This window comes from Streptomyces sp. NPDC102258, from assembly GCF_055584685.1.
Genome location: NZ_JBVJLO010000008.1, coordinates 41791 through 54697, shown reverse-complemented (window position 1 = coordinate 54697; position 12907 = coordinate 41791). Strand labels below are relative to the sequence as shown.

13 protein-coding genes are annotated in these 12907 nt (G+C 74.2%); 8 read left to right on the top strand and 5 right to left on the bottom strand.

What is annotated here, in order from left to right; all coding sequences use genetic code 11:
• Positions 1-3: 3 nt before the first annotated feature.
• Positions 4-1965, bottom strand: coding sequence for an AAA family ATPase (locus ACZ6ZT_RS15555; RefSeq protein WP_469719690.1), 1962 nt, complete (start codon positions 1963-1965; stop codon positions 4-6).
• Positions 1966-2354: 389 nt separating this feature from the next.
• Positions 2355-2951 carry a uridine kinase family protein gene (locus tag ACZ6ZT_RS15550; RefSeq protein ID WP_469719907.1) on the bottom strand — a complete coding sequence of 199 codons (597 nt, stop codon included), beginning with the start codon at positions 2949-2951 and terminating at the stop codon, positions 2355-2357.
• A 254-nt stretch (positions 2952-3205) separates the two neighbouring features.
• Between ACZ6ZT_RS15550 and ACZ6ZT_RS15545 the strand changes: the two genes are divergently transcribed.
• From ACZ6ZT_RS15545 to ACZ6ZT_RS15535, 3 genes are all read left to right on the top strand, one after another.
• Positions 3206-4624 carry a peptidase C39 family protein gene (locus ACZ6ZT_RS15545; RefSeq protein WP_469719689.1) on the top strand — a complete coding sequence of 473 codons (1419 nt, stop codon included), beginning with the start codon at positions 3206-3208 and terminating at the stop codon, positions 4622-4624.
• Positions 4625-4728: 104 nt separating this feature from the next.
• Positions 4729-5193, top strand: coding sequence for an SPW repeat protein (locus ACZ6ZT_RS15540; RefSeq protein WP_469719688.1), 465 nt, complete (start codon positions 4729-4731; stop codon positions 5191-5193).
• A 138-nt stretch (positions 5194-5331) separates the two neighbouring features.
• Positions 5332-5484, top strand: coding sequence for an SCO1431 family membrane protein (locus tag ACZ6ZT_RS15535; protein ID WP_469719687.1), 153 nt, complete (start codon positions 5332-5334; stop codon positions 5482-5484).
• Positions 5485-5499: 15 nt separating this feature from the next.
• On the opposite strand, the gene ACZ6ZT_RS15530 is transcribed toward ACZ6ZT_RS15535, so the two are convergent.
• Both ACZ6ZT_RS15530 and ACZ6ZT_RS15525 read right to left on the bottom strand, forming a co-directional pair.
• A complete protein-coding gene (locus tag ACZ6ZT_RS15530) occupies positions 5500-6438 on the bottom strand; it encodes a DUF6114 domain-containing protein (RefSeq protein ID WP_469719686.1) in 939 nt (312 codons plus the stop codon).
• Positions 6429-7085, bottom strand: a complete 657-nt coding sequence (locus tag ACZ6ZT_RS15525; RefSeq protein ID WP_469719685.1) for a DUF6230 family protein — start codon at positions 7083-7085, stop codon at positions 6429-6431. The genes ACZ6ZT_RS15530 and ACZ6ZT_RS15525 overlap by 10 nt, the downstream gene beginning before the upstream one ends.
• A gap of 108 nt (positions 7086-7193) precedes the next feature.
• On the opposite strand from ACZ6ZT_RS15525, the gene ACZ6ZT_RS15520 reads away from it, so the two are divergent.
• Both ACZ6ZT_RS15520 and ACZ6ZT_RS15515 read left to right on the top strand, forming a co-directional pair.
• A complete protein-coding gene (locus ACZ6ZT_RS15520) occupies positions 7194-7895 on the top strand; it encodes a TetR/AcrR family transcriptional regulator (protein WP_469719684.1) in 702 nt (233 codons plus the stop codon).
• A gap of 144 nt (positions 7896-8039) precedes the next feature.
• Positions 8040-9212 carry an acyl-CoA dehydrogenase family protein gene (locus tag ACZ6ZT_RS15515; RefSeq protein ID WP_469719683.1) on the top strand — a complete coding sequence of 391 codons (1173 nt, stop codon included), beginning with the start codon at positions 8040-8042 and terminating at the stop codon, positions 9210-9212.
• A 194-nt stretch (positions 9213-9406) separates the two neighbouring features.
• On the opposite strand, the gene ACZ6ZT_RS15510 is transcribed toward ACZ6ZT_RS15515, so the two are convergent.
• The gene (locus ACZ6ZT_RS15510) at positions 9407-9562 is read right to left on the bottom strand and encodes a hypothetical protein (RefSeq protein WP_469719682.1); all 156 of its coding nucleotides are present in this window, start codon (positions 9560-9562) and stop codon (positions 9407-9409) included.
• Between the two features lie 268 nt (positions 9563-9830).
• Between ACZ6ZT_RS15510 and ACZ6ZT_RS15505 the strand changes: the two genes are divergently transcribed.
• The 3 genes from ACZ6ZT_RS15505 to ACZ6ZT_RS15495 all read left to right on the top strand — a co-directional run bounded on the left by ACZ6ZT_RS15505 (position 9831) and on the right by ACZ6ZT_RS15495 (position 12891).
• Positions 9831-10484, top strand: coding sequence for a hypothetical protein (locus ACZ6ZT_RS15505; RefSeq protein WP_469719681.1), 654 nt, complete (start codon positions 9831-9833; stop codon positions 10482-10484).
• Between the two features lie 163 nt (positions 10485-10647).
• Positions 10648-11787 carry an Rv3169 family protein gene (locus ACZ6ZT_RS15500; protein ID WP_469719680.1) on the top strand — a complete coding sequence of 380 codons (1140 nt, stop codon included), beginning with the start codon at positions 10648-10650 and terminating at the stop codon, positions 11785-11787.
• 12 nt (positions 11788-11799) lie between these two features.
• Positions 11800-12891: a phosphotransferase family protein gene (locus ACZ6ZT_RS15495; protein WP_469719679.1), complete on the top strand. Its 1092-nt coding sequence runs from the start codon at positions 11800-11802 to the stop codon at positions 12889-12891.
• Positions 12892-12907: the final 16 nt, after the last annotated feature.

Genomic DNA, 12907 nt, shown 5'->3' with positions numbered 1-12907 from the left:
CCGCTACAGCGGCGGGGGCTCGGGCCGTCCCGGGTCGCTGGGGCCGCGCCCCGACAGGACCTCCCCGTACGCCTGCATCAGGTCGGCCAGCCGCAGCGTCGCCAGGTCGTCCCGCGTGGGCTCCCCGGCGAACCCGGCCAGCCTGAGGTCCCGGTACGCGCAGCTCTTCTCGTACAGGGTGCGCAGGAAGCGGCCGTTGCCGAGCTCGTCGATCCAGCCCTGCTCCACCACGTGCCCGCTGATGCTGCGCAGCTCCTCCAGGGCCTCCTCGTCCCACCGGTCGCCGTTCGCCCCGGCCAGCACCCCGCCGATCGCGGTCAGTTCGGGTGGCCGGTAGCTCGGGAAGTCCACCCGGGTGGTGAACCGCGAGGACAGCCCCGGGTTGGCGGCCAGCAGCCGGTCCATGCCCGCCGGGTAGCCCGCCAGGATCACCACCAGGTGGTCCCGGTTGTCCTCGGCGCGCTTGAGCAGCACCTGGAGCGCCTCGTCGCCGTACGCGTCGCCCTTGCTGTAACCGGAGTTGGACAGGCTGTACGCCTCGTCCACGAAGAGCACCCCGCCGATCGCCGAGTCGATCAGCTCGTTCGCCTTGACGGCGGTCTGCCCCAGGAACTCGCCCACCAGGTCGGCCCGTTGCGCCTCCACCAGGTGGTCGCCGCCCAGCAGCCCGAGCGCGTAGAACACCCGCCCCAGGATCCGGGCCACCGTCGTCTTGCCCGTGCCCGAGGGCCCCGAGAAGACGAAGTGCCGCTTCGGGGGCTGGACCGGCAGCCCCTGGGCCGCCCGCAGCCGGGCCATGTGCAGTTGCGCGGAGAGGGCCTTCACCTGCCGTTTCACCGGCTCCAGGCCCACCATCCGCTCCAGTTCCGCGAGCGCCTCGGCCAGCGCGTGCGGATCGGCGGGGCCCGGGGGCAGCCCGGTCGTCGCGCCCTGCGGCGGCACCGTCACCTTGTGCTGCCGTACGCCCTCCATCCGGCCCGTACCCCCGGGCGGCCCGAACCGCTGCTCCGGCGGCTCCACGGGCGTCGGCGGGTCGGCGTCCACCTGCCCGTCCGCGGCGATGTCCTGCACGGGCCCGCCGCCCCCGCCGCCGAGCGCCACCGCCGTGAAGTCCCCGCCGGCGGGGGACAGGCCGTGCCCGGCGAAGCCCTCCGCGGTGTGGGCGCCGTAGCCCGCGTACCCGGCCATGTCGTCGGGGTCGCTGCTGTCCGCGATGGCCGTCAGCCGGGCCGCGGTGTCCATGAACGCCGGGTCCACCCGGTGCACCGCCCGGTACAGCGGCAGCGCCGCCGCGCTGCGCCCGGTCCCCTCGTGCGCCCGCGCCAGCCAGTACCGCAGCTCCTTGCGCTGCGGCTGCTCGCTGCGGCAGCGCATCAGCGCCGCCGACAGCATCGGCTCGGCCTGCCCGTACATCTCCAGCCGGACCCGGGCCATCCCGCCGAAGAGCCCCGCCTCGATGCCCAGCAGCGGATCGTCCACCAGCGGTTCGGTGTGCCGTACGAGCTGCTCCCAGTCCTTGACCAGGTAGGCCCGGCAGGCGTGCAGGAAGCGCACCTGCGGATCGGTGTCCACCGGTGGCAGTGCGGCGAGCGCCTGGTCCAGTTCGGGGACGTGCCGGCCATCCAGCCAGTGCGAGGCGTGCGCCAGTAAGAGGTCCCGCCGGCTCTCCAGCACCGGCTGCACCCACCAGCCCAGCCAGTACCAGGAGTTCAGGGTCCGCCGGTGGCGGGTCCGCTGTTCCCCGAAGCGGTCGCGGTGGGCGTACATGCGCAATAACGCGTTCGTCGTGTCCACCCGCAGCGCGTGCAGGCCCAGCCAGGCGTCGGCCATGGCGGGATCGAGCCTGACGGCCGCGCGGAACTCCTCCTCCGCCTGCGGGTACGCGCCCATCGTGCAGGCGTCGACGCCGCGCAGCCAGGCGAGTTCGGCCGGGGCGTGAGCGCTGCCCGGCATGCCGAAGTCCATCACATCCCCCACAAGCCAGCCCCGTGGTGCGCGGCAATCCCCGCGCCGAGCACACGAGTCGTCCACCCCGCCGATGAAATCGCCGATAAATCAGGGCTGCATCGTACCTGCGGTGACGCACCTTACCCAGGGTGCGGTGGGGACCGGTCGGCGACGGGCCCCCGGTGCGCGGTGTCACACAGGGTGAGCGCGGTCGCCGGTGGCGGCGGCCGATCGGACCCGCTCCGGCCGCGCCGGGGCAGAACGAAGCCCCCGATCACGGGGGAACAATCGGGGGCTTCGCGTCCGCAGCGGCCTTCGCAGACCGCGCATTCAGAACGTAAGGCCGTTCCCGGGCCCCGGTCAAGCGGCCCGGAGCGGGCCTCGCGGGGCCGGCTCGGCGAGCGCGCTCAGGCCTGGGGGAGCCCGTGACGGTCCGTGACCGAAGGGCGTGTTCCCGCCGTCGCAGGGGTCACGGAAGTCCACTCGTATCCCGTACCACTCTGGCGTACCAGGGTGTCCGCGTAGGGGCGCGAAGGATCGTCGGAGAAGTGCGCGAGCTCCGCGCGCTCCCATCCGTCCCAGAAGTCGGAAAGTTCACGCCCGTCCCGGTTTCGTCCGCGCCCCCACGACTCCTCGCGCGGTGTCTCCAGCCACAGCAGCCGCGCCAGGTACGGCCGCAGCGCCCGCCGCCCGGCCCCGACCCCCTCGACGATCAGCACCGGAGCCGGCGCCAGCACCCGCGGGGCGCCGAAGCGGCGTTCCACCCAGTCGTACGGGGCCCAGTGCGCGGGCCGGCCCGCGGCGAGCGGCTCCAGCACCTGGGTGCGCAGCCGCTCCTGCCAGCCGAACAGCTCCTCGTGGGTGGCCACGTCGTCCAGGCGCAGTACGGGCGCCCCGCCCAGCGCCCGGGCGAGGTGGCCGGCGAAGGTGCTCTTCCCGGAGCCGGCGTGCCCGTCGACGCCGATCAGCCGGACGGGGCCGAGGGAGGGCGCCGCAGCGGCGATCTCCCGGGCGAGCGGGGCAAGCGGATCGAGCGCATCAAGCGCATCACACGCACCGAGCTCACCGAGCGTCGGGCGGGACGGCTGCGAGGAGGGTGAGGGGTGTGACGGCTGCGACGGGTGTGGCTCCACCCCGCCAGCGTACGGCCCGCCGCCGGATCACCCCCGACACGGGCCCGGGGCTTCACCGCACCGCCGCCGGGAACTGGAAGGGTGGACGGACCGATCCACCGCACCGACCCCCGGGGGCCACGCCGATGACCGCACCCACGCCGCGCCGCGCCCTCCTGGCCGTCGCCCTCGCCGCCACCGCCGCGGCCGCCCTGCCCGCCGGCCGGGCCGTGGCGGGGGCGGCCTCCGGCCGGGTCCCCGCCGCAGGACCCGTTCCGGGTTCCGGCCCCGCCCCGCAGGCCGACGCCGCCGTCGCCGCAGCCGCGGCCCGGACGGTGGACAACCGGTTCTGGTACGCGTACGCCCACTGGCTGGCGGGCACGCACCAGGGCACCGCCGCCGTCGCGGGCGAGCGTCCCGGCCTGGAGTTCACCGCGGCCGCGGGCACCACCGAGTACGCCGACCCCCACACCGGACGCACCGCCACCTGGGAGCACGCCACCTGGACCTCCCCGGTGCACCGCTCCACCGTCCCCGCGACCGAGGTCATCGCCTCCTGGAACGCCCGCACTCCCGCCGGCACCTGGATCCAGACCGAGCTGCGCGGCACCTACAGCGACGGCGCCGACACCCCCTGGTACGTGATGGGCCGCTGGGCCTCCGGTGACGCCGACGTCCGCCGCACCTCCGTCGACGGCCAGAGCGACGGCCGCAGCACCGTCTGGACCGACACCCTGGCCGTGGACCACCCCGACAGCGGCCTGCGGATCACCGCGTGGCAGCTGCGCGTGACCCTGTACCGCACCCCCGGAGCGGACGGCGGTCCGACCCTCTGGCTGGCCGGGGCCATGGCCTCCGACGTCCCCGACCGGTTCACCGTCCCGGCCTCGCCGCCCGGGGTGGCCGCGGGCCACGAGCTGGAGGTGCCGCGCTACTCCCAGGAGGTGCACACCGGCCAGTACCCCGAGTACGACAACGGCGGCGAGGCCTGGTGCAGCCCCACCTCCTCGCAGATGATCATCGAGTACTGGGGCGGCAGGCCCAGCCGGGAGTCCCTGGCCTGGGTGGACCCCTCCTACGCCGATCCCCAGGTGTGCCAGGCGGCCCGCTCCACCTATGACGCCGCCTACCAGGGCTGCGGCAACTGGCCCTTCAACGCCGCGTACGCCGCCACCTACCCCGGTCTCGCCGCGGTCGTCACCCGGCTCGGCTCGCTCACCGACCTGGAGATGCTGATCCGGGCCGGGATCCCGGTCATCACCTCGCAGTCCTTCCTCACCGGCGAGCTCGACGGGGCGGGCTACGGCACCAGCGGCCACCTCATGGCCGTCGTCGGTTTCACCCGCGACGGGGACGTGGTGGCCAACGACCCCAACTCGGCCACCAACGCGGCCGTGCGCCGCGTCTACCGCCGCCACCAGTGGGCGGACGTGTGGCTGCGCACCAAGCGCCTGAACGCCGCCGGGAAGACCGTGTCCGGCAGCGGGGGCATCTGCTACCTCTACGGCCCGGCGGCGCCGAACGCGGTCCAGACGGCGGCGCTGAGGGCGGTCGGCGTGCTGTGAGGCGAGAAGAAAACAGGATGAAAAAGGACAGTGGTCGCAGGATCCAATCGACCTAATGTGGGCATAAGGGGCATGTAAGGCTTTCGCACAGGAGGCAGCCCATCATGACCACCCATCCGAGCATCGAACACCACCCGGACCTCGCCGAAATGCGCACGCGGTTCGAACGGGTGACGACCACTCCCGCAGCGCAGGCCGTGGAGGCGCTCGCCCTGATCACGGGCCTGTACCTGGCGGCCTCGCCGTGGATCGCCGGGTTCAGCGCGCTGGGCCCGCTGGCCATCAACAACCTGATCGCCGGTCTCGCCTTCTGCCTGTGCATGAGCGGGCTGGGCTCGGCGTACGAACGCACCCACGCGATGGCCTGGACGGCCGTGGCGATCGGTGCCTGGACGATCGTGGCCCCCTGGGTCATGGCGGGGCGGATGGACACCACCCGCAGCGTCGTCAGCAACGTGATCACCGGCGCGGTCGCCGTATGCCTCGGCCTGGCCATGGTCGCCATGGGCGGCGACCGGCAGCGCACCACCGACCGGCGCACCACGGACCGGCACGCCCCCCGGATCTGACCGGCACGCGTCCCGCACCGCCGGGCCCCGGCCCCTCCCGCACCGCTGCCGGAGGGGCCGGGGCCCGGCGGCGTGAGGTGCGCCACGAGTGACGGCCGTCTCTTCCGCGCAGGCCGCGAGCGCGTCACATTGGACGGCATGACCGCACACGCCGCCGCCCTCACCGCCCGCGCCCGCAGCCTCGTCGGCACCGGGGGCCCCAAGGAGGACTCCACCTGGCTGGAGCACGTGCTCGGCTGGACGCTGGTGGTCGTCGTGGCCATGCTCGTCACCCGGCTCGGCTGGCTCTGACCGCCGCCCTCCCCGTTACGAGGCCTCCAGCCGCAGCCCGTCGGTGACGATCACGTCCGAGGTGACGAGCGCCTGCTCGGCGCTCACCTGGGTCATGAAGACGAACGGCGGGATGACCGGGGGAGCGGGCAGCCCGTCGGGGCTGAAGGTGACGCACAGCAGCCCCTCGATGCAGCCGCTGAACTTCGTCAGGTACAGGGTGACGTCGCCGCGCAGGTCCAGGGAGGCCGCGGCCAGCCCGTACTCGCCGCCGCCGTCCCGGGTGCGCAGCCGGTAGTCCCGCAGCGAGGCCGCCGCCATCTTCAGCACCAGCACCCGGCGCGGCCCGTTCACCGTCGCCACCTCCGTCACGCCCGCGAGCGCGAAGCCCTGCGGGGCGAAGAGCGAGGTCGTCACGGTCGGGGGAGTCCGGGCGGCCGTCGGCGGGCCCTGCCCCGGCTCCGCCCGCGCGGGTGGAGCGCCCGTGACCAGCGCCGCCAGCAGGACCGCCGGCAGGGCGGCGGCCAGCGCGCGCGGCCCCCCGCCCCGCATCGGGCTTACGTACGCTTCCGGCTCCCCGGGGTCCGGGCCGGGCAGCGGGGTCCAGCCGAAGGCCAGCGCGCTGCCCGCGATGCCGAGCAGCATGCCGACGAGGAAGCCGCCCAGGTTGGTCGCCACGAAGGACAGCACCGACAGCAGCAGGGCGTGCACCGACACGTACGCCCGGGCCTGCGGCCGGAACCACAGGAACAGCCCCGCCACGATCAGCGCGGCGCCGATCCCGATGGCCGCGATCCCGCCCGGACCCAGGCTGACCAGCACGGTCAGCGGGGAGAGCGGGACGAGCAGCAGCTCGGCCCCGCCCAGCACCAGCAGCAGCCCGCCCCAGAACGGCCGGGTGCGCCGCCAGGCGCGCAGCCGCCGCCGGGGGCCGGGCAGCGGGAGCCCGCGCGGGCCGGGCCGGCCTAGAAGCACTTCTCGCCGTCCAGGCTGACGTTCAGCTTCATGCCCTTGAGCCGGAAGTTGCCGCCGGTGGCGGACCAGGCGTGCGACTTCACGCCCACCACCTCGATGTTCCCCGCCTGGAGCCCGAACCTGCCCGGCTCGCCCCGCACGCCGTCCACCTGGTCGAGGGTGGAGGCGTCCCGGCCGATCTGGGCGGTGCCGAAGGTGGCGTCGCCGTCGAGGTCCTCGCCGTCGATGACGAGGCTGCTCGCGGTCACCTCCCCGGCCGGGCCGCCCGCGGTCAGCTTGAACACCACCTTCCCGACCGGGGTGTCCACCTCCGCGGACTGGCAGATGTCGCTGAGGGTGGCGTCCCCGATGCCCAGCAGCGCGACCGGGTGCCCCCTGCCGTCGGCGGAGCGGTCGGTCTGCACGTACGAGGCGAGCCCCTTGCTGCTCAGCTTCGACGAGGAGACCTGGAAGCTGGTCCCCGAGACGGCGAAGGAGGCGGCCAGCGCGCCCTGGGCCACGACCACGGCCATCGCCCCGACCGCGAGGAGCGCCGGCAGGGCGACGACCGCCGACTTCCGCCAGACGACCCGCCCTTCGGGAGCCGCCCCCGGGGGTCCGTCTTCGTGCCTGTCCGTCCGCCTGTCCGTGCGCTGGTCCGTGCCCATGGCGGGTGCCTCCCGTACGTCAGTTGCGGGGGAATCGCAGGAGCGAGCTCGGCACGCAGGTCTGCCATACTGCGGGCATCCTGTGGCAGTTCGAGGCTAGGGCCGGATTTGAATAATAGTCAACAGCGCGGAACGACCGGGCGTTCGCAGGCCCGCAGGGCCGAACTCATAGCCATCGGGCGGAAGTTGTTCGCCGACACCTCGTACGACGCCCTCTCCGTCGACGACATCGCCCAGCACGCCGGGGTCGCCAAGGGCCTCATCTACTACTACTTCAAGAGCAAGCGCGGCTACTACCTCGCCATCGTCGAGGACTCGGTCGCCGAACTCGTCTCCCGCGCCACCGGAGAGCCCGACCTGCCGAACGCCGAGCGGGTCCGCCGCACGATCGACGGCTACCTGTACTACGCCGAGCACCACCACGCCGCGTACCGCACCATCGTCACCGGCGGGATCGGCTCCGACGCCGAGGTGCTGGCCATCCGCGACGCGGTCCGCGAAGAGCTGCTGGCCACCCTCGCCGAGGGCGCCTACGGCCGCCGTACGGTTCCGCCGCTGGCCCGGCTGGCCCTGGTCGGCTGGCTCTCCGGGGTGGAGGGCACGACGCTCGACTGGATCGGCGCCCCCGGCGGCGAGCACCGGCCCGGCCGCCCGGAACTCGGCGCGCTGCTGGTCCGGCAGCTGCGTGCGACGCTGACCGTGATCGAGGAGCTCGTCCCGGAGTGCCCCGCGCCTCCGGTGGCCCCCGAGGAGGCCGCGAGCTTCCTGGCCGATGGTCGTGATCACCTACCGGTGACGGAAAGCGCCTGATCGGGCATACTCAACCCGCCGCAGCCGCTGAACGCGCCCTTTCGCAACCCGGGAGGGCAGCATCGACTGCGGGTACCGAGACCCGGCGGCGCGTCCCACACCTCACGCGTCGTCGCCGTGCTTGACGAGGAGGAGAGCGCCGCCATGAACGACCGCGCCCCACAGCCGGTGGACCGTCAGCTGCCCACCGAGGAGTCCCGCGACCTCCTCGTACTCGTACGCGAGATCGCCCAGCGCGAGATCCGCCCCCGGGCCGCCGAGGAGGAGGAGACCGGCCGCTTCCCGCGCGAGGTCTTCACCCTGCTGTCCGAGTCCGGGCTGCTGGGACTGCCCTACGCCGGCGAGTTCGGCGGCGGCGACCAGCCGTACGAGGTCTACCTCCAGGTCCTCGAAGAGCTCGCGGCCGCCCGCCTCACCGTCGGCCTCGGCGTCAGCGTGCACTCGCTGGCCTGCCACGGCCTCGCCGGGTACGGCACCAAGGAGCAGCGGGCCGCGCACCTGCCCGACATGCTCGGCGGCGGGCTGCTCGGCGCCTACTGCCTGTCCGAACCGGCGGCCGGCTCCGACGCCGCCTCGCTCACCACCAAGGCCGTCCGCGACGGCGACGACTGGGTGATCACCGGCACCAAGGCCTGGATCACCCACGGCGGTGTCGCCGACTTCTACACCGTCCTCGCCCGCACCGGGGTCCCGGGCCCCAAGGGCATCACCGCCTTCCTCGTACCGGGCGACGCCCCCGGCCTGAGCGCCGCGGTCCCCGAGAAGAAGATGGGCATGAAGGGCTCGCCCACCGCCCAGCTGCACTTCGACGGCGTGCGCGTCCCCGACGCCCGGCGCATCGGCGAGGAGGGCCAGGGCTTCACCATCGCCCTCGCCGCGCTCGACGCGGGCCGGCTCGGGATCGCGGCCTGCGCCATAGGGGTGGCCCAGGCGGCGCTGGACGAGGCCCTGGAGTACGCGCGGGGCCGCAAGCAGTTCGGGCACCCGATCGCCGACTTCCAGGGGCTGCGCTTCATGCTGGCCGACATGGCCACCAAGATCGAGGCGGGCCGCGCGCTGTACCTCGCGGCGGCCCGGCTGCGGGACGCCGGCAAGCCGTTCTCCCGGCAGGCGGCGATGGCCAAGCTGTTCTGCACGGACGCGGCGATGGCCGTCACCACCGACGCGGTGCAGGTGCTGGGCGGCTACGGCTACACCGCGGACTTCCCGGTGGAGCGGCTGATGCGCGAGGCGAAGGTGCTCCAGATCGTCGAGGGCACCAACCAGATCCAGCGCATGGTCATCGCCCGCCACCTGGCCGGCCCGGAATCCCGCTGACCGGGGCTTGAGCCGCCGGTCTGGCCTGAGCGAGTCGGCGCCGGACCAAACGTTCTGGTTGGGGCGGCCCTGCCGGGACACCGCACCACGGCTCCCGGCCCCGTGCCGGACCGCGGCCGCTCCGGGCCGCCGCCGTTGAGAGCTGTCGCCCGGCCGGGCACGTGCACCTCGCCCGGGGCGACGGGGCACGCGCCTCAGGGCCCGTCGTAGAGGGGTCCGGTCGGCCAGATCGGGGAGGAGGCGAGCCGGGACCACTCCGGGTCGCGCCGCCCCGGCAGCGTGCGGCCGTCGGCGGCCCAGCGCGCGAGCAGGGCCCCGTAGATCGGCGGGTCGGGATGCCTCGGCCGCACCTGCTGCCGGCCCGGCTGCGGAGCCGGCTGGACCGGCTGCCGTACGGGGGGCCGTCCCGGCGGCCGGGCCGGTTGCTGAACCGATTCTTCGTAGCCGGGGGGACTGGGGCGCCGACGGCGCCCGACTCCCGGCGTGGTCGTCTCCAGAGGGCTCATGCACGGCCAACGCGGGACCCGGAGCGCGGGTAACCCCTCCCCGCCCGGGCCCATCCGTTCGACCCTTCCCACCGCCCCGCGGCATCCCGCGCGCGTCGGAGAAAATGGCCTGATGCGTACACACCATCTCGCCCCCGTCGCCCTGGCCGCCACCGCGCTCCTCGCCCTGACCGGCTGCGAGGACGCCAAGCCCGCCGGGGCGCCCCCCGCGTCCCTGCCGGCCCGGCCACCCGTCTCCCCGACGGCCGCGGCCTCGGCGCCCGGCGCCGCCCCCGCACCCGCTCCCGCGAAGTCCGCCGCGCTGCCCGACTTCGTGGGCAAGGGCCTCCAGAGCGCGCAGGACGAGGCGCAGGCGGCCGGTTTCTTCCGCCTGACCTCGCACGACGGCCTCGGCCGGGGCCGCTCCCAGATCCTCGACCGGAACTGGAAGGTCTGCGCCCAGACCCCCGCGCCGGGCCCCGCGACCACCGACGTCACCGTCGACTTCGGCGCGGTGCAGCTCGAAGAGAGCTGCCCGGACGCCGACCCCGGCGCCCAGCCGAAGGCGAGCGGCACGATGCCGGACTTCGGCGGCAAGTCCGTCAAGGTGGTCCGCGCCGCCCTGCCCTCCCACACGAGCTTCACCGTCAAGGACGTCAAGGAGGGCCGGATGGTCCTGCAGGACTCCAACTGGCAGGTGTGCAGCCAGCTTCCGGCGCCCGGCGTCCCGCTGGACGGCCGGCCGGTGACGCTGAACGTGGTCAAGTTCGGCGAGACCTGCCCCTGACCTCTCCGGGCGGGGGCGGGGCAGGGGAGGGAGCCGCCGGGCCTGCTGTGGCCCGGCGTGCCGCACTGTCATCTTGTGTCAGAACCCTGGTCCCCGGCATGCGATCTGACGTACCGTCATATTCGCTCAGGCGCCACCCACCCCCGCCCCCAGGAGGTTTGCCGTGCCCGCGGACCGACCCGTCCCCCTGGACGAATACCCCATCCACCAGGCCCCGCTGTCGATGAAGCACCTCGTCAGCGGCGACCGCAACGCGTACGACCGCTGCATCTTCCACGTCTTCGACCACACCGGCCGCGCCGTCCTCATCCTCGGCCTCGGCGTCTACCCCAACGCGGGCGTCATCGACGCCTACGCCACCCTGCGCCTCGGCGGCGAACTCCTCGCCGTCCGCGCCTCCGACGCCCTCACCGACGACCGGATGAACCTCTCCGTCGGCCCCCTGTCGATCACCGTCGACGCCCCCCTGCGCCGCCTCACCCTGCGCTGCGACCCCGACCCTGAGGACCCACGGGGACTCTCGTACGACATCACCTGGACCGCCGCCTTCCCCGCCGTGTGGGAGCCCCACCACGTCCAGCGCCGCGGCGACCGCCTCATGCTGGAGGGCCGCCGCTTCGTCCAGGCCGGCCAGGTCACCGGCACCCTGCGCGCCCGGGGCGAGGAGTTCACCCTCACCCCGGGGGAGTGGACCGGCACCCGCGACCGCAGCTGGGGCGTGCGCCCCATCCCCGGCGAGGACGGCGGCCGGGCCGCCGAGGAGCACCGTCCCGAGGGCTTCCACTGGCTCTGGATCCCCGTCCGCTTCGAGGACCGCTTCCTCATGGTCGTCACCCAGGAGGACGCCGACGGCCACCGCACCCTGAACGAGGCCGTCCAGGTCTTCCCCGAGGACGGCGACCGGCCCGACGTCCAGCTCGGCTGGCCGCACACCGACATCCGCTACCGGCCCGGCACCCGCGACCCCGAGAGCGCCGTCGTCCACCTCGTCGACCCCGCCGGCCGCAAACCCCTCGAACTGACCGTCGACGTCCTCGCGTCCTCCCCGCTCGCCGTCGGCGCCGGCTACCCGCCCGCCACCGACTGGCAGCACGGCACCTGGCAGGGCCGCAGCTGGACCGACCGCCGCGCGTACGACCTCACCGACCCCGCCGCCCACCCCATGGCCGCCTACGGGGTCACCGACCACGCCGCCCGCTTCACCCTGGAGGGCCGCACCGGCTTCGGCATCTTCGAACACGGCAGCTTCGGCCGCCACGACCCCAGCGGCTTCGCCGACTACTCCTCCGTCGCCCCGCACTGAAGGAGCCCGCCCATGGCCACGGCACCACGCCCGCGCACCTCCACCCGCGAGCCCGGGGAACTCGGCCGCCGCCTCGAAGGCTGGCTCGACCGGCACCTGCCCGGCGCGAGGGTGGCCCGCGCCACGGTCCCCGCCTCCAACGGCATGTCCAGCGAGACCCTGCTCTTCGACATCGAGCACCCCGACGCGCCCGTCCGCGCCTGCGCCCTGCGCCTGGCCGCCGACCCGGCCGCCTACACCGTCTTCCCCTCCTACGACATGCCGCGCCAGCACCGCGTGATGAGCCTGGTCGCCGAGCACACCGACCTCCCCGTGCCGCGCACCCTGTGGCTGGAGGAGGACCCGGCCCCGCTCGGGGCGCCGTTCTTCGTGATGGCCCGCGCGGAGGGCCGCGTACCGCCCGACGTCATGCCCTACACCTACGAGGGCAACTGGCTGCACGCCGCCACCGACGCCGAACGCGCCGCTCTCCAGGACGCGAGCGTCTCCCTGCTGGCCCGCCTGCACGACGGCTTCCCCGCCGAGGAGGCCGCCTTCCTGCTGCCCCCGGGCGACGGCAGCCCGCTGCGCCGCCACGTCGAGGGCCAGCGCGCCTACTACGACTGGGTCGTGGACGGCCTCGCCCGCTCCCCGCTGCTGGAACGCGCCTTCGACCGGCTGGAGCAGCTCTGGCCCGCCGACGAGGGAGAACCCGTACTGAACTGGGGCGACGCCCGCATCGGCAACGTCGTCTACGACGGCTTCACACCCGTCGCCGTCCTCGACTGGGAGATGGCCTCCTGCGCCCCGCGCGAGGTCGACCTCGGCTGGACCGTCTACCTGCACCGCTTCTTCCAGGACCTGACCGTCGGCTTCGGCCAGCCGGGCCTCCCGGACTTCCTGCGCCGCGAGGACATCGAGCGCCGCTACGCCGAACTCACCGGGCACACCCCCCGGGACATGGAGTTCCACACCCTCTACGCCGCCCTGCGGCACGGCATCGTCATGCTGCGCATCGCCTACCGGCAGGCGTACTTCGGGGAGGTCGAGGTCCCCGCCGACCCGGACGGGCTGATCCTGCACCACGGCAGCCTCGCCGCCATGGTGCAGGGGACCTACTGGTAACGGGCCTTCCGCCGGC